General features: G+C 71.1%; 20 protein-coding genes. 9 read left to right on the forward strand and 11 right to left on the reverse strand.

Annotation, left to right across the window (positions count from 1 at the left end):
• Positions 1–2: 2 nt before the first annotated feature.
• The 3 genes from ACIPJY_RS14870 to ACIPJY_RS14880 form a co-directional block, all read right to left on the reverse strand.
• Positions 3–830, reverse strand: coding sequence for an HtaA domain-containing protein (locus tag ACIPJY_RS14870; protein ID WP_400460956.1), 828 nt, complete (start codon positions 828–830; stop codon positions 3–5).
• Positions 823–3,858, reverse strand: a complete 3,036-nt coding sequence (locus tag ACIPJY_RS14875; protein ID WP_400460954.1) for an HtaA domain-containing protein — start codon at positions 3,856–3,858, stop codon at positions 823–825. Before ACIPJY_RS14875 ends, ACIPJY_RS14870 begins: the two co-directional genes overlap by 8 nt.
• 213 nt (positions 3,859–4,071) lie before the next feature.
• On the reverse strand, positions 4,072–5,166 hold the full coding sequence (locus ACIPJY_RS14880; protein WP_400460952.1) for a hemin ABC transporter substrate-binding protein: 1,095 nt from the start codon (positions 5,164–5,166) through the stop codon (positions 4,072–4,074).
• 42 nt (positions 5,167–5,208) lie between these two features.
• Between ACIPJY_RS14880 and ACIPJY_RS14885 the strand changes: the two genes are divergently transcribed.
• Positions 5,209–6,279 (forward strand): FecCD family ABC transporter permease, encoded by a 1,071-nt coding sequence (locus ACIPJY_RS14885; RefSeq protein ID WP_400460950.1) that lies wholly within the window; start codon positions 5,209–5,211, stop codon positions 6,277–6,279.
• Complete coding sequence (locus ACIPJY_RS14890; protein WP_123701577.1) at positions 6,276–7,073, forward strand: heme ABC transporter ATP-binding protein; 798 nt, start codon at positions 6,276–6,278, stop codon at positions 7,071–7,073. Before ACIPJY_RS14885 ends, ACIPJY_RS14890 begins: the two co-directional genes overlap by 4 nt.
• Before the next feature lie 63 nt (positions 7,074–7,136).
• Here the strand turns inward: ACIPJY_RS14890 and ACIPJY_RS14895 are convergent, their stop codons facing one another.
• The gene (locus ACIPJY_RS14895; RefSeq protein ID WP_400460948.1) at positions 7,137–7,757 is read right to left on the reverse strand and encodes a DUF402 domain-containing protein; all 621 of its coding nucleotides are present in this window, start codon (positions 7,755–7,757) and stop codon (positions 7,137–7,139) included.
• 35 nt (positions 7,758–7,792) lie between these two features.
• Entirely contained in the window at positions 7,793–8,293 is a 501-nt protein-coding gene (locus ACIPJY_RS14900) for a DinB family protein (RefSeq protein WP_400460947.1), read from the reverse strand.
• A gap of 164 nt (positions 8,294–8,457) precedes the next feature.
• On the opposite strand from ACIPJY_RS14900, the gene ACIPJY_RS14905 reads away from it, so the two are divergent.
• Both ACIPJY_RS14905 and ACIPJY_RS14910 read left to right on the forward strand, forming a co-directional pair.
• Positions 8,458–9,921, forward strand: coding sequence for a serine hydrolase domain-containing protein (locus tag ACIPJY_RS14905; protein WP_400460945.1), 1,464 nt, complete (start codon positions 8,458–8,460; stop codon positions 9,919–9,921).
• Positions 9,922–9,980: 59 nt separating this feature from the next.
• On the forward strand, positions 9,981–10,844 hold the full coding sequence (locus ACIPJY_RS14910; protein WP_400460944.1) for an SMP-30/gluconolactonase/LRE family protein: 864 nt from the start codon (positions 9,981–9,983) through the stop codon (positions 10,842–10,844).
• Positions 10,845–10,893: 49 nt separating this feature from the next.
• Here ACIPJY_RS14910 and ACIPJY_RS14915 read toward each other — a convergent pair whose 3' ends face one another.
• The gene (locus ACIPJY_RS14915) at positions 10,894–11,454 is read right to left on the reverse strand and encodes an MOSC domain-containing protein (RefSeq protein WP_400460943.1); all 561 of its coding nucleotides are present in this window, start codon (positions 11,452–11,454) and stop codon (positions 10,894–10,896) included.
• 248 nt (positions 11,455–11,702) lie between these two features.
• Between ACIPJY_RS14915 and ACIPJY_RS14920 the strand changes: the two genes are divergently transcribed.
• The 4 genes from ACIPJY_RS14920 to ACIPJY_RS14935 are packed head-to-tail and all read left to right on the forward strand — an operon-like array spanning position 11,703 to position 16,421.
• Positions 11,703–13,166 (forward strand): DUF6421 family protein, encoded by a 1,464-nt coding sequence (locus tag ACIPJY_RS14920; RefSeq protein WP_400460942.1) that lies wholly within the window; start codon positions 11,703–11,705, stop codon positions 13,164–13,166.
• A gap of 11 nt (positions 13,167–13,177) precedes the next feature.
• Positions 13,178–13,858 (forward strand): SDR family NAD(P)-dependent oxidoreductase, encoded by a 681-nt coding sequence (locus ACIPJY_RS14925; RefSeq protein ID WP_400460940.1) that lies wholly within the window; start codon positions 13,178–13,180, stop codon positions 13,856–13,858.
• Between the two features lie 4 nt (positions 13,859–13,862).
• Positions 13,863–14,936: a threonine aldolase family protein gene (locus ACIPJY_RS14930; RefSeq protein WP_400460939.1), complete on the forward strand. Its 1,074-nt coding sequence runs from the start codon at positions 13,863–13,865 to the stop codon at positions 14,934–14,936.
• Positions 14,937–14,954: 18 nt separating this feature from the next.
• Positions 14,955–16,421: an SDR family NAD(P)-dependent oxidoreductase gene (locus ACIPJY_RS14935; protein ID WP_400460938.1), complete on the forward strand. Its 1,467-nt coding sequence runs from the start codon at positions 14,955–14,957 to the stop codon at positions 16,419–16,421.
• 18 nt (positions 16,422–16,439) lie between these two features.
• Here ACIPJY_RS14935 and ACIPJY_RS14940 read toward each other — a convergent pair whose 3' ends face one another.
• The 5 genes from ACIPJY_RS14940 to ACIPJY_RS14960 all read right to left on the reverse strand — a co-directional run bounded on the left by ACIPJY_RS14940 (position 16,440) and on the right by ACIPJY_RS14960 (position 22,092).
• A complete protein-coding gene (locus ACIPJY_RS14940) occupies positions 16,440–17,117 on the reverse strand; it encodes an ABC transporter ATP-binding protein (protein WP_400468216.1) in 678 nt (225 codons plus the stop codon).
• A complete protein-coding gene (locus ACIPJY_RS14945; protein ID WP_400460934.1) occupies positions 17,107–19,113 on the reverse strand; it encodes a hypothetical protein in 2,007 nt (668 codons plus the stop codon). The genes ACIPJY_RS14940 and ACIPJY_RS14945 overlap by 11 nt, the downstream gene beginning before the upstream one ends.
• A gap of 11 nt (positions 19,114–19,124) precedes the next feature.
• On the reverse strand, positions 19,125–19,505 hold the full coding sequence (locus ACIPJY_RS14950; protein WP_400460932.1) for a lactococcin 972 family bacteriocin: 381 nt from the start codon (positions 19,503–19,505) through the stop codon (positions 19,125–19,127).
• Between the two features lie 251 nt (positions 19,506–19,756).
• Complete coding sequence (locus ACIPJY_RS14955) at positions 19,757–20,188, reverse strand: EVE domain-containing protein (protein WP_400460930.1); 432 nt, start codon at positions 20,186–20,188, stop codon at positions 19,757–19,759.
• Between the two features lie 14 nt (positions 20,189–20,202).
• Positions 20,203–22,092, reverse strand: a complete 1,890-nt coding sequence (locus ACIPJY_RS14960) for an ABC transporter ATP-binding protein (protein WP_400460928.1) — start codon at positions 22,090–22,092, stop codon at positions 20,203–20,205.
• Between the two features lie 232 nt (positions 22,093–22,324).
• On the opposite strand from ACIPJY_RS14960, the gene ACIPJY_RS14965 reads away from it, so the two are divergent.
• Positions 22,325–22,879 (forward strand): DUF2510 domain-containing protein, encoded by a 555-nt coding sequence (locus ACIPJY_RS14965; RefSeq protein ID WP_400460926.1) that lies wholly within the window; start codon positions 22,325–22,327, stop codon positions 22,877–22,879.
• The last annotated feature ends 27 nt before the right edge of the window (positions 22,880–22,906 follow it).

Consider the following 22,906-nt stretch of genomic DNA (forward strand, 5'->3'; position numbering starts at 1 on the left):
GGTCAGGGTGACGGATCGGCCGCTCGCCGCCGGCGCACGACGACGAACGCGGTCACACCGGCCGCCGCCGCGCTTGCCGCCGCTCCGATCCCGATACCGAGCGCGGTGCCGGCTCCCCCCGGTCCGTGATCTGCCGAGACAGCAGCCGGGCTCACCGTCGACGTGGGGGCCACGACGGCGGGCACGGGTGTCGCGGACGGCGTCGGGGTGGGATCGGCGCAGCTGACCGGGATCGATGCGGACACCGGGTCGAGCGCGGTGCCCGCGGGGTAGGTGCCGAACGCCGTCGCCCCCTCCTGCGTGAGGGTGGCGGCAGCCGCGTCGAGCACGACGGTCCCCGCGGCCGGGTCGACGGGGTGTGCGGTGAGGTCGAGCGTCGCGAACGGCACGTCGAGTTCGTCGATCGCAGCACCGTCCTGGGTGGTACCGCGGACGTCGAGGTGCAGCATCGCCGAGGTCGGTCCGGTGACCTCGATCGTGGGGTCGGCGATCGTCGTGTCGAGGATCCCGCCGTGCCCCGTGAAGCGCACGGACCCCGTCCACCCGACGGTGCCCGCACCGGAGACGTCGGTGGTGCCCGAGCCGCCGGACCACCCGAACGACGGCGTCGTGTAGGTGGCGCCGTCCGCCGGAGCCCAGCTCCCCTTCGCGATCGATCCGCTGATGTACGACCGGAACGACTCCTTGAAGCCCCAGGTCAGGGTGGCTTCGGCGACCGTGCAGCCTGGAGTCGTCGTCGCTGCGGACGCCGTGGACGCCCCGAGGGCCGGGACGGCCGCGGCGAGCGCAACGACCGTCCCGGCCAGCCCGAGCGTCAGGGCATCACGCACCGGCGACCGCCGCCGTGTCGCGGAGGTGACGGCGCCGACGCGCGACCAGCATCGCGATGCCGAGGGCGAGGAGCACGGCGGCGACGCCGGCCGGACCGGAGACGTCGGTGCCGGTGAACGCCAACTTCGGGTCGGTGGTGCCGTCGCAGGCCGTCGCACCGCCGGTGGGCAGGCTGAACGACACGGGGTCGAGCGCGGTGCCGGCGGAGTAGAAGCCTGAGAACGCAGTCGCTCCGGTGGCGGTCAGCGTGGCGGGGACCCCCTGCCAGCTCGTGCCGCTCCGCGTGCCGCCGTCGAGGTCGAGCGTCGCGATCGCGGCCTGCGCCAGTCGCACGTCCGCTCCGCCGTCGAGCGCCGTGCTCGTGACGTCCGCGACGAGGGTCGCGGTGCCCGGGCCGGAGAGCCGCACCGTCGGGTTGCTGAGGGTGACGTCCATCAGGCCGTTGTGCCCGGTGAACTCGACACCGCCCGTCCAGCCCACGCGCCCGGTGGTCGCCGCGGTGTTGAGCGCACCGGTGCCGCCGGACCAGGTCCAGCCGCCGCCGGTCGCGCTGACCCCGTGCAGGGCGATGGCCCCCTTGGCGATCGAGCCGGTCGTGTAGTTCCGGAAGCTCTCCTTGAAGCCCCAGGTGAGGGAGGCACCAGACACCGTGTTCGCGGTGCACGTCGCGGCGGCCGCGGCGTTCGAGCCCGCTGCACCCGTGCCGGCGTCGGTGTCGCCGGCAGCGGGGACCTCGACGACCGGCGTGGTCGGGTCGGTCGTGCCGGGGTCGGCAACGGCCGCGTCGTACCCGAAGGAGACGGGGTCGATCGCCTGGCCGCGGTACTGCACCCAGCCGTCGGGTCCGAGCGTGTCGGAGAAGGTCCCGGCGACGTCCGTCCAGGTGTTCTGTGCCGCGGCCACCCGGAGCAGCTGCGCGGACGTCCTGGTGGTCGTGCCCGTCCCGAGGTCCGCGACGGTGACCCGCGCCGTGTCGCCGAGCCCGGCGGTGTCCGAGGTGGAGACCGCGGCGGTCAGTGTGGAGGCACCGGAGGCGTCGGTCACGACCCACGGGTCGCGCAGGGCGATGTCGAAGCCGTGCGCCGCGCTGACGAAGTCGACAGCCCCGGAGTAGCGGATGGTCCCGATTCCCGTGGCCGGGTCGAAGTCGCCGCCCTCGGCCTGCGGGAACACGAAGCGGTCACCGGAGATCGTCGCGCCGTCGGACACCGTGGTGGTGCCGTGCGCGATGGTGGCGAGGTAGGAGCGCCACGAGCTCTTGAACCCCCAGGCGAGGTTGCCGGAGAGCGACGCGTCGCCGTCGCCGGCACCAGGGAGGCCAGGGTCGGTGCCGGGCTGCTCGGGGTCGGTGCCGGGCTGCTCGGGGTCGGTACCGGGCTCGGAGGACGCGCCGGTCCAGCTGACCTCGACGGGCGACGGCGCCTTCTCCGCGTTCTTCGTCGCGGTCGCGGTGCCGTGGTAGAAGGCACGGACGGCGCTCGGGACGCGCATCACGAACGCGTTGGACCAGGCGTCGGTACGGGTCGTGTCCCACGTGCCCGCTGCGGTCGTGCCGTCGAAGGCGAGCGGAGCCGACAGCGTGCCGTCCGCGCTGAGGTCGGGCAGCGATGCACCGGCGACCCGCGCGACGACCGTCCGGACCGGGGCGTCGTCGTTGTCGGTCGACGTGCCGCTCCGGACGCCGGCGCTCCACGCACCGGTCCCGTCGGCGGCGATCGACAGGGTCGGGTCGACGAGCTCGACCCACTGCCCCGCGGTGGGGAAGTACGCGGTGTAGGCGGCGACACGGATCGCGCCGGTGAACGCGACCGTGGCGCACGAGGTGTCGGCCGACGCCACACCGTTCGAGAGCACGAAGTCCTGCCCGTCCACCGCGACGTCGTCGCCGGTCGCGGTCTTGGTCCACTCGCTGCTGTACTCCGACCAGTCCCACGTGGCGGAGACGCCGTCGACCGTCGTGGCGCCGGAGCCCGTCGTGCAGGTGGTCGGCTCGGAGACGTCGACGACCCCGTAGCTCGCCGCGGCGCCGCCGCGGCCGGACAGGACGCCCGAGGACGCGGCGTACGTGGCGTCGCCCGCGTACGCGGCGGAGAGCGAGTGGCCACCGGCACCGAGCGCGCCGGTCCAGGCGGCCGTGCCGTCGGTGCCCAGCGGGACGGTGCCCAGGGTGGTGGGCGAGGCGCTGCCGGCCGGGGTGTCGGTGAAGGTGACGGATCCCGTCGGGGAAGCCGTGCCTCCCGTCACGGTCGCGGTCACGGTGGTCGGCGTGCCGGCGGTGACCGGCGCTGCCGGCCCCGCGGTCACGGTGGTGGTGCTGGTCTCGGCGCCCGGAGTCGGCGTGCTGCCGCCGTCGCCGGGGGTGTCGTCGCCGTCGCCCGGCTCCTCCGTCACGAGTTCGCGGTCGACCGTGATGGTCACGGGGTCGAGGGCACTGCCCACCGCGCGCTGCTCCGGCGCGGTGTCGCTCGCGGATGCGAACCGTGCGAAGACCTGTGCGCCCTGGTCGGTGATCGCCGCCGGGGCCGCCGTCCAGGTCACGGTGTCGTCCGTCGAGGACCGCTGTGCCGCGCCGAGGTCGATGGTGGCGAACGTCCGCTCCGCCTTCGCCGTGGTCGGCAACGCCGGGTCGAGGTCGTGCGACGATCCCGCGGTGACGGCGGAGAGCGTCGCGGTGTCGCCGTCGATGCTGACCGTCGGGGACTCGAGGTACACGTAGTTGCCCGCGCTCACGCCGACCTGCTGTGCGCCGGTCATGTACCCGATGCGCACCGCACCGGAGAACCGCAGGGTGCCCGTCCCGGTCGCGTCGTCGTAGCCGCTGCCGTCACCGGTGGCCAGCGGCCAGCTGGCCGTCGCCCCGTCGAACGCGGCCGGAGCGGTGGCGTTCCGGTAGTTCGCGAAGATCGTGCTGTACGAGGTGTCGATACCCCAGCTGAGCGATCCTGCCGTCGCGGGCGACTCCGCTGCCGTCGCGGGCGCTGCGCCGGTCAGCGCAGCACCTCCTGCGACGAGCGTTGCGAGTGCCATGGCGACGACGGACCGCGTTCGAGTGCGCGTCGTGATCACGGGGTCGTTGCTCCTGGTTCGTCCGCCGGCACTGCCGGCTGTTTGCCGCCGGCGGTGCAGCCGGGGCGGCCCGGCAGAGCCGGACCTGTCGGAGCTGACAGTATTAGGTTCACCTAACCAAGGCAAGCCTTACCTTAGTCAGGCAGGGCGGACGCCAGGAGAGCGCGGACCGCGTCACGGGGCGTACACCGCACGGGCCAGCGCGTCGAGCACCGCCGGCGTGCGCGGACCGAAGCTCAGGATCTGCCCGTCGGCCATGTCGACGAACCGTCGGTGCTCCCCGGCCGGGGTGAGCCCGACCGCGGGCTTCGCCTCGAGCAGCCCGTCCACACCCCCGACGGACTCCAGCCCGCCGGTCATCACGAGGTACACGTCCGCGTCTGCGGCGACGAGGGCCTCGTCCGTCATCGGGCCGGCACCGTCCCAGCCGATCTCCGCCGCGACGTCGACGCCGCCGAGGGCCGTCGCGAGCGCGTCCGCGCCGGTGCCCTCGCCGAGCAGGTAGTAGACGCCGCTCGTCCCGCGCAGGTACAGGAAGGCGATCCGGAGCGGCCGGCTCGATGCCCGATCGGCGAGTGCCGCGACGTCACGGCCCGTCGCGGCGATCCGCTCCGCCAGCTCCGTGGCCAGTGACGCACCCGCCGCGGGCACCCCGAGGGCGGCAGCGGTCTGTCGTGCGAGCTCCGCGGCACCGTCGGGGCTCGGCTCGTTCTCGACGTAGACCACGGTGACGCCGGACTGCCGGAGCTGCTCGACGACGTCGGTCGGGCCGATGGTGCCGTCCGTCAGCACGACGTCCGGTTCGAGCGACAGCACGGCCTCGGCGTTGATCGAGTGCCCGTCCTGCGTGACGACGGGGAGCTCCCGGACACTCGAGAAGGTGCTCGACACGTCACGCCCGACCAGGTGGTCGCCGAGGCCGAGCCCCACGACCGTGGCGGCGAGCGACCCGGACACGTCGAGCGCGAGCACTCGGTCGGTGTGCGTCACGGTCTGCTCCGAGTCGCCGCCGAGGTCGTGCGACGTCACGGTCGCCGGCAGCTGGGCGCCCCCGGGTTCGACGAGTGGTTCGACGTCGTCGCGCTCGAGCCGTGCGGTGCTCGGTCCGATCAGGTCGACGGCGTCGGTCCCCGGCCGGAGCGCGGAGATCGGCTGCTCGGCCGCGGCGGAGCCCGAGGCCACCGAAGTGGCCTCCCCACCACCAGAGCACCCGACCAGGGCGGCGACGAGGACGATCGGGAGTGCGACGACGAACGGACTTCTCCTCATGTGAGGTAAGGCTAGCCTTAGTTGGCGCTACACTGCGAACCGATGCTGCAGCGAACCGCCTCCGTCCCACGCACACGCGTCCGACCCGGTCGGATCACGCTCGCGACCCTCGTGCTCGTCGCCCTGCTCGTCGTCTCTGCCGTGCTGGCAGCAGCCGTCGGGCAGTACCCGATCCCCGCCGGCGAGGTCGTGCCGGGGATCCTGCGCACCCTGCACCTCGCACCGGCTGACCCCGCGCACCTGCTCGCCGATCGCGTCCTCACCGGCGTCCGTCTCCCCCGGGTGGCGCTCGCCGTCCTGGTGGGCGCCGCACTCGCGGCCGCTGGCACGCTCATGCAGGCGGTGTTCGCGAACCCCCTCGCCGACCCCTCCGTCGTCGGTGTGTCCTCCGGCGCCGCGCTCGGTGCCTCGTTCGGTGTCGTCTCCGGCGTCGCGACCGTCGGTACCTGGACCACCCCGGCGCTGGCGTTCTGCACCGGTCTCGCCACGACGCTCGCGGTGTACCTGCTCTCCCGCTCCGGCGGCCGGACCGAGGTCGTCACGCTCGTCCTGACCGGCATCGCGGTGAACGCGTTCGCGGGAGCGGGGATCGCGCTCATGACCTTCCTCGCCGACCAGCAGGCCCGCGAGCAGATCGTCTTCTGGCAGCTCGGCAGCGTCAACGGCGCGCTCTGGGCTGAGGTGCTCGTCGCCCTGCCCGTGATCGCGATCGGTCTCGCCGGGTCCGTCGCGCTCACCCGCTCGCTCGACCTCCTCGCACTCGGCGAGCGCCCGGCGCGGCACCTCGGCGTCGACGTCGAGCGGCTACGGGTCGTCGCCATCGTGCTCGTCGCACTGCTCGTCGGCATCGGCGTGGCGTTCACGGGCATCGTCGCCTTCGTCGGGCTGGTCGTGCCGCACCTCATGCGGATGCTGATCGGTCCGGCGCACGGTCCCCTGCTGCTGACGAGCACCCTCGGCGGCGGCGCACTCGTGCTCGTGGCCGACACCGTCGCGCGCTCGCTCGTCCCGAACGCGGACCTGCCGCTCGGCCTGCTCACCTCGCTCGTCGGCGGGCCGTTCTTCTTCTGGCTGCTCAGGCGGACCCGCCGCCGGTCCGGGGGCTGGGCATGACCCCGGCCGGATCGACGATCGAAGTCGACGCGGTCACCGTCCAGCTCGGCGGACGAACCGTCCTCGGCGGGGTGTCGCTGCGGGTCGAGCCCGGTGAGCTCGTCGCGGTGATCGGACCGAACGGCGCGGGCAAGTCGACCCTGCTCGCGGCACTGTCCGGGGACGTCCCCCTGCAGGCCGGATCCGTCCGGCTCGGCGGCCTGGACGTCGCGTCGAGCCGTCCTCGCGACCTCGCCAGACTCCGTGCCGTGATGCCCCAGGACCACACGATCGCATTCCCCTTCCCGGCGGCGGACGTCGTCAGGATGGCCAGGGCACCGTGGGCGCGCACCCCGCACGAGGACGAGGACGACGACGCTGTCACCGCAGCACTCGCCGCAGCAGGGGTGACGCACCTCGCCGACCGCCCGATGCCGTCCCTGTCCGGCGGCGAACGGGCGCGGGTCACGTTCGCGCGGGCACTCGCGCAGCGCACCGGCACGCTCCTGCTCGACGAACCGACGGCGTCACTCGACATCGGACACCAGGAGGACGTGCTCACCGAGTCACGACGCCTCGCCGACGACGGGTGGACCGTCGTCGTCGTGCTGCACGACCTGACGCTCGCGGCCGCCTACGCGGACCGGATCGCACTGCTCGCCGACGGGCAACTCGTCGCCGTCGGCGAGCCCGACGAGGTCCTGACCGCGGACCGGGTCTCAGCGGTCTACGCACACCCGGTCGTCGTCGTCGCCGACCCACTGACCGGAGCGGTCCTCGTCGTCCCGGACCGCCGTGGACGCGTGCGCCGCTGACGGGAGGCCCGGTGTCAGCTGGCACCGGGCCTCCCGTCCGTCATGTGCCCACCGTGCACCCACTCAAGGGTCCGGGGTGTCCCATCCCGTCGGCAACGCCAGCGCTCGGCCGGCCCCGGACGACGGCCTGCGGTCTTCCCAGTGCCCGACGGAGTCGATGAACCGCCGCGGGTCAGCGGCGATCAGCTCCCCCGTCCAGCGGGCCGCCGCGAGGTCCTGCTCGCGGAGGTACTCGGTCCCGACAGCCGCTGCGGCCTCGTCCTCGTCCTTCCAGGTGACCTCGAAGTCCGGTGCGATCAGCAGGTCGAGGTGCCAGTCGACCGCGACGACACCGTGCTGGTCCACCCGCTTCTCGGATTCGAGGTTCACGTACCAGCCGGTGAAGAGCCCGTCGGCATCCCAGAAGTGCAGGACCTGCCAACGCTCGCGGTACGGGATCACCCGGAGCACGCTGCCGCCGCTCCACGTCCGACGGCCCGTCCCGAGCGCTTGCCGGAACCGGGCCTCCAGCGGGACCGTCCGGGGGTCGGCACCGTCGGACGTCGCCCAGTAGGCGATCTCCGACCCGACCGGCAACCACCCCACCAGCCGTTCGGACGTGGACTCGACGAGTCGGATCGGGAAGGCCGCTTGCAGCCGACCGTCCGGGTAGCGGTACCGCAGGAGTGTCGTGCCCAGGTCCATGGACGCGAGCCTAGGAGGTCAGGTCCCCGTGCCGGTCAGCGCGCGCGGTGTGCGTAGAGGTCCCGGAGCAGCGCGATCTCGGCGCCGTGGTGCAGGATCTCCTGGTTCTCCCACCACACCATGGACGGGAGCGTCTCCTCGGCGTCGCTGCCGTACGGGTAGCTGCTCAGACCGGTCCGGTCGTGGTCGGACTCGTCGACCGACAGCAGCGCCCGACGCCAGGCGGCTGCGGCGTCGCGGAACTGCTCGATGGCTCCGGCAGCGTCCCCTCGTGACTCCCAGCGCGTGCGGTCGAACGTCCGGTCGCCCCCGAGGTGGCTCGCACGGCCGGCCAGGGTCTCGGAGAGGTGGTCGAGCCGCCAGGCGATCGTCGTGATCGGCGGCGGCCACGGGCTCTCGGGAGCACCGTCGCGTCCCCACTCCCCGGCGCCGATGAGCTTCACCGCGCCCGGACCGGGACCGTCGGTGCGCCTGCGTACCGACCAGCACGCGTCCGCCGGCTCCCAGCGGTACTCGTCGTCCGTCAGCGGCGGCACCTCGACCTCGCGGCCGTCACCCGAGTCGCTCGACGGCCCCGCCAGGCGCGTGAGGAGTCGCTCCGTCGCGAGTCGTACTGTTCGAGCAGCGGCTCGAGACGCTGGTTCGTGGCCATGGCGTGGAGCCTACGGGTCCGCTCGCCCGGCAGGGCATGCTGGACGGCATGACGACCACGACGGAACTGCGAGCCCGCGTCCAGGACGACCTGACCCGCCTCGGCGAGCAGCACGGCGTCCCCGGCGCGGCGGTGGCGTTCTCGCTGGGGACCGACGTGGTCGAGGCGACCCACGGGGTCCTCAACACCCGGACGGGCACCGCGGTCACCCCTGACTCGCTCTTCCAGATCCAGTCGATCACGAAGGTGTTCACGGCGACGCTCGTCATGCAGCTCGTCGACGACGAGCTCGTCGAGCTCGACGAACCCGTCCGCTCGTCCCTGCCGGAGTTCCGGACCGCCGACGAGGCAGCCAGCGCGAAGATCACCGTCCGGCACCTCCTGACCCACACCGGGGGCTTCGAGGGAGACCTCTGGCAGCCCACCACCTCGGGCCCCGACGCGCTCGACCGGTTCGTCCGCGACCTCGTGAGCCAGGCCGCGCAGCACAGCGCGCCGGGCGAGCGGTGGTCGTACTGCAACGCGGGCTACGGCACCCTCGGACGGCTGGTCGAGACCACGCGCGGGCTGCCGTACGAGCAGGCACTCCGGCGGTACCTGCTCGAGCCGCTGGGCATCGAGCAGGTGGCGTTCTCCGCGAGCCAGGCCCTGGCGTACAGCACCGCGATCGGCCACGTCCACCGGACGGACACCGGTCCGGACGCCGACTCGGACGCCGTCTCGGACACCGCCTCGCACACCGTCTCGCGCACCGACGAGCTCGGACCGTCCCGCGAGTGGGCCCTCATGCCGCCGTCGAACCCGGCCGCCGGCAACCAGCTCGCCATGTCCGCGCGGGGCCTCCTCGCCCTGGGGCAGCTCTTCCTGTCCCACGGGGTGGCCCCGACCGGTCAGCAGCTGCTCTCGGAGACCTCGGCAGCGATGATGCTCCGTCCCGAGGTGCCGCTCCGGGGTGTCGGCTCCGTGCCGTCGTACCAGTCGCTGGGCTGGGCCCTGCTCCGGCCGGGCATCGCCGAGCACGGCGGCGGAGCCCCCGGTGTGGCCACCCAGTTGGCCATCGCACCCGACCGGTCGGTGGCCGCCGCCGTCGTCACCAACGCGGACGTCGGCGGGCGGCTCGCGCGTGACCTGCTGGACCCGTTGTTCGCCGAGTTCGCCGACATCGCTCCGGCAACGACAGCGCCCGTGCCGAGCCCCGCACGCCGCGTCGCCGACGCGACGCCGTACACCGGTCGCTACGCCACCAGGCAGACCGAGTCCGAGGTCACCCACGATGCAGACGGACGGCTCTGGCTCGCCGAGGAACCGGTGCGCGAGGGCGCTGCCATGTACCGCACGGCCGGAGCATCGCCGACTGCCACGAGGAACGAGCTCCGCCCGATCGAGCGGGACACCTTCGGGATCATCGGCGCCGACGGCGCGCTCAGCGGCACGGTCGACTTCGTCGACCCCGACCGCCACGGCCGGTTCCGGCTCCTCGCCAAGGGTCGGGTGGCCGAGCGGCGGTCCTGAACGCGGCCCGGCACCGCATCCGGACAGGAGGCTCGGGTCGCGCCTGGCAGGCTGGTCCGGTGCACACCACTCTGGACTCCACGACCGACGTCGTCACCGACATCCGCTTCCCCGAGGGGAACCGCTGGCACGACGGTCGGCTCTGGTACTCGGACATGCACACCGGCGAGGTCTTCTCGATCGATCCGGCATCGGACGCCGGCCCGCGTCTCGAGACCACGGTCGACGGGCAGTCCTCGGGGCTCGGGTGGCTCGCCGACGGTCGCCTGATCGTCAGCTCGATGGAGTCCCGCACCGTCGTGGCGGTCGCAGCTGACGGAGCCACGTCGGTGTTCGCCGACCTGTCCGGGGTCGAGTCGTCGCTCCTCAACGACCTGGTCGTCGACACCGTGACCGGACGGACCTACATCGGCGCCTTCGGCTACGACCTGTACGGCGGCGAGGAGCTCCGCCCCGGACCGCTCTACGTCATCGACGAGGACGGCTCCTCCCGCCTCGCCGCCGAGGGCCTGGTGTTCCCGAACAGCGCGAACGTGCTCCCCGGCACCCGGACACTCGTCGTCAGCGAGACCTGGGGTGGCCGCCTCACCGCGTTCGACATCGAGCAGGACGGGTCGCTGACCGGGCGGCGGGAGTGGGCGGCGCTCCCGGACGGCGTGACGCCCGACGGCAGCACCGTCGACAGCGAGGGTGCGATCTGGGTCTGCTCGGTCGACACCGGCGAGTTCCTCCGCGTCGTCGAGGGCGGCGAGGTCACGGACCGCATCGACGCTCCGGGCCGGTGCGCGATCGACTGCGCGCTCGGTGGCCCGGACGGCCGGACCCTCTACCTGGCGACGGCGGACAGCTACGACCCGGCGACGACGGCGAAGACCCGTGCCGGACGCATCAGCGCGGTGCGGGTGGCGGTCCCCGGCACCTGACCCCGGCGCGAGGCGTCGCGTCAGCGCCAGCGCCCGCGGGGGCAGCGGACTAGACCGGGGCCAACGGCGTCCGCTCGCCGACCGGCAGTTCGACCCGCACGGTGTCGCCCGCGCGCACCGTGCCCCCGGCGACCACGACCCCCATCACCCCGCCCTTGCGCTCGACCGAACCGTCCTGCGCACGCCCGAGGACCGCGCGCAGCAGCCCGGGCTCGAACCCGTTGATCTGCTGGCACGGGTTCCGCAAGCCCGTGACCCGGACGCACGCATCGGCCCCGATGTGCAGCAACGCCCCCGTCGGCAGGCCGAGCAGGTCGACGCCACGGGTCGTGATGTTCTCGCCCATCTGCCCCGGAGCGACGTCGAACCCGGCGTCCGCCACCTCGTCGAACAGCTCGGCGTGCAGCAGGTGCACCTGCCGCAGGTTCGGTTGGGAGGGGTCGCGGGCAACGCGGGACCGGTGCTGGACGGTCGTTCCGGCGTGGGCGTCGCCGACGATGCCCCATCCCTCGATGAGGACGACGTGGTCCACCACCGGCTTGCTGAAGCGATGGGTACCGTCCGTGCTGACCGCGACGACGTGGGGCTGGTCCTCCGAGTTCGTGCTCACGGCACCAGCGTCGCCGAACGGCTGCGTCCGGACCAGCATCGGCACGGACACGACCCGCACGGATCACGCCAACGGGCTCGCGATCGGTGAAACGTTGCGCGCGCCGGACGACAAGCCGCGCGAATGATGTCGAACGCGCACGATTCCGCCGGAAATGGGCAAGATTCCGTCCGCCGCTTTTCCCTAGGCTCATGGCAAGCACGTACCCGCCGCACCGCAGCGGCCGACCCGATGACGGGAGGTTCGACATGTCGCAGTTCGTCCAGAGGTTCACGCAGGACGCCATCGTCGGAGAGCCCGAGGTCGTCGAGGACCGTCTGGACGTCCGTGCCGTCGCCGAACTCCCGGCCTGGCGGCGTCTGCGGGACGCGGTCGTGTCGTTCCGTGCGTTGCAGACGGATGACGGCTCGATAGCCGACCGATCGGACCACCGTGCCGCGTCCGGCCACCTGGCCACGATCCTCCCGGCCATCGCCGAACTGGCTCCGCACTTCCCGCACGATGCGGCGTACCTCGCCGCGCTGCAGCGCGATTTCGCGCAGTGGGAGACGCAGGGTTTCGGCGTTCCGGACTTCCTGGATTCACTGAACGCATTCCAGCCGCAACAGCACCGTGTCGACGGACTCGGCCACCTCGTCGTGTTCCCGATGGTGACGCAGAACGGCAGCTCCTCGCGCCTGGTCGAGGCAGTCCTGGTCGAGGTCATCTGGCCGGAGTTCATCGCGGAACTGGAAGCCGGCGACCACGACAACGCACTCTTCGTCGCACTCCGGTTCGTCGACTTCACCCCGGGCTACGACACGAACTCCGCGGTGCTGTTCCCCGAGACCGTCGCGATGCGGGAGATCCCGCAGTTCACCTGGGGCGCGATCTTCCAGGACCGCGAAGCCGCCCGGTACCGCCGGGTCGTCCGCGCCGCAGCGGAGACCACCAAACTCGACCTGCCCGCCGACGCCGCCGCGATGCTCGACGACCAGGAACTCACGGAGCGGGTCTTCGTGATGTGGGACATCATCCACGACCGTTCCCACATGCGCGGGGACCTGCCGTTCGACCCGTTCATGATCAAGCAGCGGATGCCGTTCTTCCTCTACTCGCTCGAGGAACTCCGCTGCGACCTGACCGCATTCCGCGAATCGGTGCGCCTGGATCGGGAACTCTCCGCGCGCCCAGAGCTCAGCAGCGCAGAACTCGCAATCCGTGACCACGCACGGCTCGTGCAGTACGCCGTCGTCTTCGACCGCATCTTCCGGTTCGCGATCACCGGCAGCCGCGTCCGGAACTACGACGGTCTCGGTGGCCAGCTGCTCTTCGCGTGGATGCACCAGCACGACGTCCTGCACTGGACGGACACGCAGCTCACGATCGACTGGCCGGAGGTGCCGGACGTGGTCATCGCGCTGAGCGACCAGATCAACGAGCTGTACTGGCGCTCGATCGACCGGCCGAAGTCGGCCCACTGGCTCGCCGCCTACGAGATGCTGACCCGGACGCTCACGCCGCACCCGGCCTCGCGCTGGGCGCAGGGCCTGCCGGCCGAGACGCTCGCGGGGCCGCCGAAGGGCTACACCGACGCGGTGCTCGACGACGAGTTCCCGCTCTCGATGTTCTACGAGGCGCTCAACAAGAAGATGGCCGCGGTCATCGCGTCGACGGCCGGCATCACCGGCTCGTCGTCCGTCGCTCCCGCCGACGTCGCGGACGCCGCGTGAGGGGTGCGTCCGTGGCCGGCCGCCTGGTGCTGATCGCCGGAGCGACCAGCGCCAGCGGCGCGGCCGTCGCGCGCGCACTCACCTCCGCCGGTGCGGCAGTCGTGGCCGTCGGCACCAGATCGGACGCACTGGAGGCTCTGCACGCCTCCGTCCCGGGCGTCACCACCCACAGGTGCGACCTCTCGGACCACGGTGCGGTCGCCTCGTTGGCCGCCACGATCCACGACGCCGTCGGCCCGGTCGACGGACTGGTCCACCTGGTCGGCGGCTGGCGCGGCGGCGGTGGCCTCGCCGGGCAGACCGACGAGGACTGGGACTTCTTCGACAAGGGTTTCCGCACCCTGCGGAACACGACCAGGGCCTTCGCCGACGACCTCGTCGCGTCCCCGGCCGGGCGGCTCGCGATCGTCTCGTCCACCGCGGTCGACTCCCCGACCGCCGGCGGTGCGAACTACGCCGCCGCGAAGGCCGCAGCCGACGCCTGGGTCCGTGCCGTGGCCCAGGGCTTCCGGAAGGACGCGCCGGAGACCGCTGCTGCCGCGATCTTCGTCGTCCGCACGCTCGCCGGCCTGGAGGACCAGCTCGGCGACGCGGTGGTCCGGCTCTGGTCGGCCGCGCCAGTCGATGTGAACGGCGCCCGCATCCCCCTCTCCCCGTCGACCGACCCCCTGTCGACCCGCTCCCTAGGATGAACCAGTGACCCTCCAACTCCACGACCTGGACCTGCGGGGCTTCGCCTCCGACAACTACGCCGGCGTCCACCCCGAGATCCTCGACGCGATCGCCGCCGCCAACCAGGGCCACCAGATCGCCTACGGCGAGGACGTCTACACGGCGCGCCTGCACGAGGTCGTCACCGCCCACTTCGGCTCGCAGGCCCAGGCGTTCCCGGTGTTCAACGGCACCGGCGCGAACGTCGTCGGGCTGCAGTCGATGCTGCCGCGGTGGGGCGCCGTCGTGTGCACCTCGACCGCGCACATCCACACCGACGAGGCCGGGGCGCCGGAGCGCGTCGGCGGCATGAAGCTGCTCACCGTCGATGCGCCCGACGGCAAGCTCACCCCCGACCTGATCGACCGTGAGGCGTGGGGCTGGGGCGACGAACACCGTGCCCAGCCGCTCGTCGTGTCGATCACCCAGACCACCGAGCTCGGCACGGCGTACACCGTCGAGGAGATCCGGGCGATCGCCGATCACATCCACCCGCTCGGCATGACCCTGCACATGGACGGCGCCCGCATCTCCAACGCTGCCGCGACGCTCGGGCTCCCGCTCCGCGACTTCACCACCGACGCGGGCGTCGACGTGCTGAGCTTCGGCGGCACCAAGAACGGCATGCTCTACGGCGAGGCGATCGTCGTGCTGAACCCCGCAGCATCCGAGGGCCTGCACTACCTCCGCAAGATGAACATGCAGCTCTCGTCGAAGATGCGGTTCGTGTCGGCGCAGCTCATCGCCCTGCTGACCGACGACCTCTACCTGCGCTCCGCCTCGCACGCGAACGCCATGGCGCAGCGGCTCCGCGGTGCACTCGAGGCAGGGATCGCCGACGGCAGCATCCAGGGCGTCGCGTTCAGCCAGGAGACCCAGGCGAACGGGGTGTTCGCGACGCTGCCCGCCGGCGTGGCCGATCGGCTGCGGGAGCACTTCCGGTTCTACGACTGGGACGCATCGCGGAACGAGGTGCGGTGGATGTGCTCGTTCGACACCTCGGAGCAGGACATCGACGCGTTCGTGGCGGCGCTGGCGCGGGAGCTCGTCCCAGCCTGACGCAACGTAGGATCTCGTGTGATCTCCGAGCACCCCGTACCCAGTGGCATCACCGCCGAGGACCTGACCGTCACGCTCCGCGTCCTCGAACAGATGACCGAGATCGACGAGACGCACCCGGACTTCGTGCGCGTGCGCCAGGCGACGGCCAAGATGTTCAAGGCCGTGAAGCGGGCGCACCGACTCCAGAAGCGAGCGGTCATCGCCGAGGCCGACCGCCTGGTGATCGCCGCCACCGCGACCGGCGCAGCGGATCGCATCGACGACGAGACCCGCGGCGTCCCGATCAGCAGCTCGACGGCGACCTCCAGCGCCGGCACGCTACTGAAGTCCCGCCCGTGCTACATGTGCAAGCAGCACTACACGCTGGTCGACGCGTTCTACCACCAGCTCTGCCCCTCGTGTGCAGCGATGAGCCACGCCAAGCGTGACGCGCGGACCGACCTGACCGGTAAGCGTGCGCTGCTCACCGGCGGACGCGCGAAGATCGGCATGTACATCGCGCTGCGACTGCTGCGCGACGGTGCCCACACCACGATCACGACACGGTTCCCGCGGGATGCGGTGCGCCGGTTCACGAGCCTGCCCGACTCCGCGGACTGGATCTCGCGGCTCAAGGTCGTCGGCATCGACCTGCGCGACCCCGCCCAGGTCATCGGCCTCGCCGAGGACGTCGCCGCGGCCGGCCCGCTCGACATCCTGATCAACAACGCCACGCAGACCGTGCGCCGGTCCCCCGGCGCGTACCAGCCCCTCGTCGACGCCGAACTCGCACCGCTCCCCGACGGACCGCTCCCCGAGCTCGTGACCTTCGGACACACGAACGACCAGCACCCGCAGGCGCTCGCCCGCTCGGTCACGGCGCACCCCATCCTCGCGGCCGCCGCTGCCCGCGCCGACGAACTCACCGAGCAGGCCATGGCCCCGGGGTCGAGCTCGCTCGAACGGCTCGCCATGGGCACGGCGATCGATGCCGGCGGTCTCGTGCCCGACCTGCACGACGTGAACTCCTGGACGCAGCACGTCAACGAGGTCGATCCCCTCGAGATGCTCGAGGTCCAGCTGGCCAACACCACGGCGCCGTTCATCCTGATCTCGAAGCTCCGCCCCGCGATGGCGGCGAGCGAGTCGAACCGCACCTACGTCGTGAACGTGAGCGCCATGGAAGGGGTGTTCGGCCGCGCCTACAAGGGACCGGGACACCCCCACACGAACATGGCGAAGGCCGCCGTGAACATGCTCACGCGCACGAGCGCGCAGGAGATGTTCGAGACCGACCGCATCCTGATGACGAGCGTCGACACCGGGTGGATCACCGACGAACGACCGCACCCGACGAAGGTCCGCCTGGCGGAAGAGGGCTTCCATGCGCCGCTCGACCTGGTCGACGGCGCCGCCCGGGTCTACGACCCGATCGTGCGGGGCGAAGCGGGCGAGGTACTGTTCGGCGTCTTCCTGAAGGACTACAAGCCCAGCTCCTGGTGAAACGGTGCGCGCGTTGCCTCAGATGACGTGGAAAGTCGATGGTTCCGTCAAGAGGGTCTGAGAGTCCGCCCGGTCCAGCAGCTCCAGGTCGTGAGTTGCGAGGATGACGGTCGCACCGTCGTCAGCGAGTTCGCGCGCCAGCTGGGCGACGAGACCGGTGCGCTGCGCGTCGAGTGCGGCGGTGGGTTCATCCAGGAGCACGAGTCGTGGCATGCGAACGAGGACGCACGCGATGGCCACGCGTTGACGTTCGCCTCCGCTGAGCTCCATCACGCCGCGATCGAGGAGCACCCGTGGCAGGCCGAGACGGTCGGCCGCCCCCTCGACACTCAACGGGACCGAGGTCGGGGTGCGAGGACCAGCGGAAGCCGCTGCAGCCAGGTTCCTCCGGACCGTCCACGCTTCGACCAGCCCCGCGTCCTGGAACACGAACCCGACGTCATGTCGGAGGTATCGGCGGAGCGCCGCCCTGCCGAAGGTCGTGACGTCGTGTTCGAACACGCGGATACTGCCCGCGCTGGGACGTTCCAAGCCCCCGATCATCCGCAGCAGCGTCGACTTCCCGATGCCGGACGCGCCAGCTATTCCGTGGATCGACCCAGGTGGGACCTCCATCTCGAACGCACGAAAAAGTTGCCGACCACCGACGTCGTGCTCGAGGCCTGTGACGGAGATCGCGGAGGCACTACTTCGCATGATGAGTCAGCTTCTTCACGGACGAGGCTCGGATGGTGACGACGGCGCCGATGAGGAGCACCACAAGGCCGACGGCCGCGTAGGTGACCCCGAGGGTGCCCGGGACGATGTCCGGGCCAGTGAGGCCGCTTCGCAGTCCGATGATGATCGCGACTCCGGACGCCACGAGCAGGGCCGCGGTGTGCAACCAGGCCCGCAAGTGCAATCTCGCCGGCGAGCGCCCACGCACGAGGTGGAACAAGATGCGGTCCCGATGTGCCAACGCGTAGGCCTGCGCTCGGATGAGCAAGGTGCCGATCACAGCAAGCAGCCCGATCAGCCCACCGATGAGTGCGAGTGGGAGCTTCGCTTCGGCGTCCGACACCCCCCGGGCAACCTGGACTGAGTACTTGTCGACGACGTACACCGAGGCGCTCACTCCGCCAGCATCGAGTGCCTGCCGCGTCGCCGACGCATCGCCCGTGAAGAGGAGATCACCTGCGGTTCCCGCAGCGAAGTATGATTCATCGTCGAGCAATCCGGCCGAGGCCGGCACGACGACGATCACCGGCGAGATTGAGTAGACGTCCGTGCGGAAGCCGGTCCGTCCGTAGTTGAACACCGGCCCCGGTGAGTACGTCGCGAGGTGCGGTTGCTTCGGGCTGGCTCGATCCGGCACTTCGCCGAGCGGGTCCCGGAACGATGCTGACCAAGCCGCGCCGATCGCGGGCGCCCGATCCGCCTGGTCAGATGGCACCAGGAGTCCCCAATCTCCGGGACCGTCGGCCCCGTCGAGCGGATCGGGCAGCCGCCCGGCGGATCGGGTGATGTACTCCTTGTTGACCACGATCACGTTCGACTCGGGATCGCCCGGCGTGTACCGGTCCCCGCTCTGGGCACCGGGCACCCAGCTGAGAACCGTTCCGCCGGTCGACTCCAGGGCGCGTGCCGCGGAGGCGAACGGCTTCACCGCAGCGTCCAGCGCTTCCGGTCCGTCGTATCCCTGGAAGATCGTCGTCGTGCACGTTGCGCAGGATTGCCACTCTGGCCGACTTTCACGAACAGCGTTCAACGCCGCCCACGACACAAGGGCCTGCGTGAGGAGGAACACGACCAGAGCCACGGTGAGCACCTGCACCGCCGACGCCACGGACCTTCCCCGCGACCACGGCCGCCAATCGGAGAACGCGGCGCGGAACTGCAGACGACGTGGGAGGAGCGCCGAGAAGCACGACCCGCCCAGGAATGCTGCGAGCAACGAGCTGAGCATCACCACGCAGACTGCGAAGTACGACACCAGTTGACTTCCCCCGTTGTACGCGCGCAGGATCACGACCGCCGCACTGCCGAGAACGGCGTACGACCCGATCAGCAGCAGCGCAGACATCCCGAGATCGCGCGCGAACGGTGCCCGCGCCCCGAGCGTCCGAGCGAATGCGACCCGCTGGGCTTGCGACGCGGATCGGGCGATCCCCGCCGAGAACGCTGCAAGGATTGCGACTGCCGCCGCCATCACCGCAGGGGTGTAGCCGACCATGTAGCGGAGCAAAGTCCACCAACCGAACGGCTGGACCCGAGCGTCGACACCAGCAGCGTCAAGCGTGGACGCTACCCCCCGCAACTGGTCCGGCGGCAACGTGGAGAGGTATCCGCCTTGCGGAGCGCGACCGAGCGTCTCGACCGTGGTCACCATGCTCGTGTCGAACCGTGCGTATTCTCCCGAGGGGAAAGCACGGTCGTAGGCTGCCGGATCTCCGATGATCGGTGCAAGAGTGCGTGTCGAAGTCGATCCGGTCGGATCCGTCCGGATACGGAAGAAGTTCGCGTGGCGCTGGCGGGCTTCCGTCTGGAGCAGCTGGAGAACGGGGGCAGCCTCATCGACCTGGGTGATCACCAGCGCCGAGCGGACAGTTGCCAGAGACTGCGTGTCGTGCACGCTCATCACCGCGAAGCCGATCAGCAGCGACACGAGTGCCGCAGCGAACGCGGCTGCCGCTCGGGTCACGTTCGAGGCCACCCCCACCGGCGTTACTTCGTGTTCCAGTACGCGGTGTTGCCGCCCGCGGTACGGAGGATCTTCGCGACTGATCGCGTGCCCTTGTCGACCCACCCCGAATAGTTGCAGCTCGTGCCGAACCCCGCGCACGCAGTCGACTTGTGCGTCTTACCGTCGTGGTCGTAGTACGAGTACGAGTTACCGCGACCGATGCCGTAGATCCAGAGACCGCCGCCGACCTTCTCCGTCGTGCGCGGTCGGCCATCGCCGATGCTGTCGTCCACGATCACCTGCGTGCCTTCGCCGCCGGTGATCAGCGCGGACCCGCCATCAGTCGCGCCGGCCCCGTCGACCGTTTCCGCTGACGCAGCCGATGGCAAGGCGATCGCGCCCACCAACGCCGCGCCTGCCATGACAGTCATGATCCGAATGGATGACTTGGTTCTGGTCTGAATTCCCAACATGAGCGGTAACGTATCGCATTCCACGAATCGGCGTGGGCCAAATCGCTCCGAAGCAGAGTTCCTGATGAGCAGCGGTCCTGAGCGAGACGCAATCGTGGCCACCAACGGACTGGAGGCCATACTCACGGGGCGAGCACGGCCTCCAGTCCGCTGGTGGTCCGGTCGGGACTGCCGGCCACCTCGGCGAACAGCAGCGCGGGTCAGACCATCCCCATGCGCGCCACGATCTGGGCGAAGTCCGCCTCGGAGATCGTGAAGAGGCCGCGACGGAACGGCAGCCCCCAGTGGGCGGGATCCGGGATGAAGGACAGGGCGTCGACGAGCGACTTCGCGTCGACCGGGGTAACCGGCCGGAAGGTCGCTGCGAGCCGCCAGGGACGGAAGGTGTCGCTGACGACGCCCTGGTACGGCTCGTCGCCCGTGATCGTGGCCAGTGCGGTGAACTGCCGGACTGGCGTTCCCTGCTGCAGGCTCGTCCTTGGCGAATAGAACACCATCTCGTCACCGGGCCGCGGATGACCGAGGCGCGTCCGCGCCCCGTGGTCCGCCTGGGTGAAGCCCCCGGCCGCCGCGGCTCCGACGTGGTCGAGCGTGACCGTGTTGACCCAGAACCGCTTCGTTGCAGTCGGCACGGCAGGATTCCCCGTCACTGGTCCGCCGTGGACGCCACGTCCTTCTGCACCGCGAACTGGGTCCGGTGCAGCTCCTCGTACCGGCCACCCGCGGCGAGCAGTTCCTCGTGCGTGCCGCGCTCCACGATCGAGCCGTCCTCGACGACGAGGATCATGTCCGCGCTCCGGATGGTCGACAGGCGGTGTGCGATCACCATCGCGGTCCGGCCCTCCAGTGCCTCGCTGAGCGCTGCCTGCACCGCGGCCTCGGACGTCGAGTCGAGCGCCGCCGTCGCCTCGTCGAGGATCACGACGCGCGGTTGCGCAAGCAGCAGCCTCGCGATGGTCATCCGCTGGCGCTCACCCCCGGACAGCCGGTAGCCGCGCTCCCCCACCATGGTGTCCAGCTGGTCGGGCAGGGACCGGATGAGCGGCTCGAGCCGGGCGCGGCGGACGGCATCCCAGACCTCGTCGTCGGACGCCTCGGGCCGGGCGAGGCGCAGGTTGGAGCGGATCGTCTCGTGGAACAGGTGCCCGTCCTGCGTCACCATGCCCAGCGAGTGCCGCATCGAGGCGAAGGTGACGTCTCGGACGTCGCGTCCGGCCAGGCGCACGGCCCCGCTGTCGACGTCGTACAGACGCGACAGCAGCTGCGCGATCGTGGACTTGCCCGCGCCGGAGGTCCCGACGAGGGCGACGGTCTGCCCCGGCTCGATCCGGAACGACACACCGTGCAGGACCTCCTCGCCACCACGGGTGTCCAGCGTGGACACTTCTTCCAGGGAGGCCAGAGAGACCTTGTCCGCCGACGGGTACGCGAAGCGGACGTCGTCGAACTCCACCGCCACCGCGCCGTCGGGGACGGTGACGGCGTCGGGCTTCTCCTGGATGAGCGGTTCGAGGTCCAGCACCTCGAACACCCGCTCGAAGCTGACCACCGCGCTCATGATCTCCACCCGCGCGTTCGCCAGGCTCGTCAGCGGGGCGTAGAGCCGGGTGAGCAGGAGCGCCAGGGTCACCACGTCGCCGGTGTTCAGCTGCCCGGCGAGCGCGAAGAAGCCGCCGAGCCCGTAGACGAGCGCCAGGGCCAGCGCGGAGACGAGCGTCAGCGCGGTGACGAAGACGAACTGCAGCAACGCCATGCGGACCCCGATGTCGCGCACGCGGGCGGCGCGCACGCGGAACTCCTCGGCCTCTTCGTCGGGCCGGCCGAACAGCTTGACCAGGGTGGCGCCCGGTGCCGAGAAGCGCTCCGTCATCTGGGTGCTCATGGCGGAGTTGTGGTCGGCGGCCTCGCGGCGGAGCGCGGCGAGACGGCTGCCCATCCGGCGCGCGGGTACGAGGAAGATCGGGAGCATGACCACCGCGAGGAGCGTCACGAGCCAGGACGTGCTGAGCATGACGGTCAGGGTGAGGATCAGCGCCACGAGGTTCGTGACCACGCCGGAGAGCGTGCCGCTGAAGGCCTGCTGCGCGCCGATCACGTCGTTGTTGAGGCGACTCACGAGGGCGCCCGTCCGCGTCCGGGTGAAGAACGCGATCGGCATCTTCTGCACGTGGTTGAACACCGCGGTGCGGAGGTCCAGGATCACGCCCTCGCCGATGCGCGCCGAGTACCAGCGCGTCGCGAGGGACGTGGCGGCGTCGGCCACGGCGACCAGCGCGATGACGACGGCGAGCCGGACGATCGTGCCGACCGCGCCGCGGGCGACGATGACGTCGACCACCTGGCCGGCGAGGACGGGCGTCGCGACCGCGAGGAACGCACCGACGACGGACAGCACGATGAAGATCACCAGCTTGGCCCGGTAGGGCACGGCGAACGTCATGATCCGCCGGACGGACTCACGGGAGAAGCCGTGTTTGCCGTCCCTGGCGGTGGAGATCTTGTACAGCGAGCTCCAGGCCGCGCCTTCCATGCTCATTGCAGTTCCTTCCGTGGGTGCCGGGCCGATTGCGCCACGGCCGAGCGCCCGAGCGGCCAGGATACGGGCGGCCAGCGACAATCCTGTTCCCCGACCCCGCGACGGACCGGAGGCCCGGTGCCAGCTGGCACCGGGCCTCCGGTCAGGCGGTCGGTTCCGACGGAATCCGCGAGCCGGTCTACGGTTGACCGCGGTGGAGTTCGTCACTCCCGCTGATCCCCGAGGAGCACTGATGTCGTCCACGACCCCGCCCGGTTGGTACCCGGACCCGTCCGGTCGACACGGAACCCGGTGGTGGGACGGCGCGGGCTGGACGCAGCACGTCGGCCCGCCCACCCCGCAGATGCCTCGTCCGCGCATCCCCGACGGCGTGCGGACGGACACCGTGTTCGTGTGGGTGATGGCGTTGCTGCCGCTCGTCTCGCTGCCGCTGCTGTTCGTCTACCAGCCGCACTTCCAGGTCCAGGTCGTCCGGCCGGGGCAGATGCAGCAGTACGACCCCGGCTCGATCTACACCGGTGCGTACTTCCTGGTGCAGGGCGTCGGCCTGCTCGTGTACGCCGCGGCCGTGCTGCTCGCGTACTTCGACCACCGTGAACTGCAGCGACGCGGTGTCGTCCGGCCGTTCCCCTGGCCGTGGGCGTTCCTGTCCGGGATCGTCTACGTCATCGGACGGTACGTGGTGGTCCGGAAGGTCGCACCGGGACGGTCGATGTGGCCCCTCTGGACCTACGCTGCGCTCACCGTCGTGGGCGTGGTACTCGGGATCATCCGCGTCGTGACGTAGCTCCGGCAGCTTTTTCCGTGAGCCCGG

Source organism: Curtobacterium sp. NPDC090223 (genome assembly GCF_044746585.1).
In the GTDB taxonomy this organism is placed as follows: Bacteria; Actinomycetota; Actinomycetes; order Actinomycetales; family Microbacteriaceae; genus Curtobacterium.

What these genes read in the sequence shown, in the direction of transcription:
- ACIPJY_RS14940 (WP_400468216.1), bottom strand. Translation starts at nt 17,117, where the DNA reads ATGCGAAGTAGTGCCTCCGCGATCTCCGTCACAGGCCTCGAGCACGAC.
- ACIPJY_RS14875 (WP_400460954.1), bottom strand. Translation starts at nt 3,858, where the DNA reads ATGGCACTCGCAACGCTCGTCGCAGGAGGTGCTGCGCTGACCGGCGCA.
- ACIPJY_RS14880 (WP_400460952.1), bottom strand. Translation starts at nt 5,166, where the DNA reads ATGAGGAGAAGTCCGTTCGTCGTCGCACTCCCGATCGTCCTCGTCGCC.
- ACIPJY_RS14885 (WP_400460950.1), top strand. Translation starts at nt 5,209, where the DNA reads ATGCTGCAGCGAACCGCCTCCGTCCCACGCACACGCGTCCGACCCGGT.
- ACIPJY_RS14960 (WP_400460928.1), bottom strand. Translation starts at nt 22,092, where the DNA reads ATGAGCATGGAAGGCGCGGCCTGGAGCTCGCTGTACAAGATCTCCACC.
- ACIPJY_RS14890 (WP_123701577.1), top strand. Translation starts at nt 6,276, where the DNA reads ATGACCCCGGCCGGATCGACGATCGAAGTCGACGCGGTCACCGTCCAG.
- ACIPJY_RS14895 (WP_400460948.1), bottom strand. Translation starts at nt 7,757, where the DNA reads ATGGACCTGGGCACGACACTCCTGCGGTACCGCTACCCGGACGGTCGG.
- ACIPJY_RS14920 (WP_400460942.1), top strand. Translation starts at nt 11,703, where the DNA reads ATGTCGCAGTTCGTCCAGAGGTTCACGCAGGACGCCATCGTCGGAGAG.
- ACIPJY_RS14905 (WP_400460945.1), top strand. Translation starts at nt 8,458, where the DNA reads ATGACGACCACGACGGAACTGCGAGCCCGCGTCCAGGACGACCTGACC.
- ACIPJY_RS14950 (WP_400460932.1), bottom strand. Translation starts at nt 19,505, where the DNA reads ATGGCAGGCGCGGCGTTGGTGGGCGCGATCGCCTTGCCATCGGCTGCG.
- ACIPJY_RS14965 (WP_400460926.1), top strand. Translation starts at nt 22,325, where the DNA reads ATGTCGTCCACGACCCCGCCCGGTTGGTACCCGGACCCGTCCGGTCGA.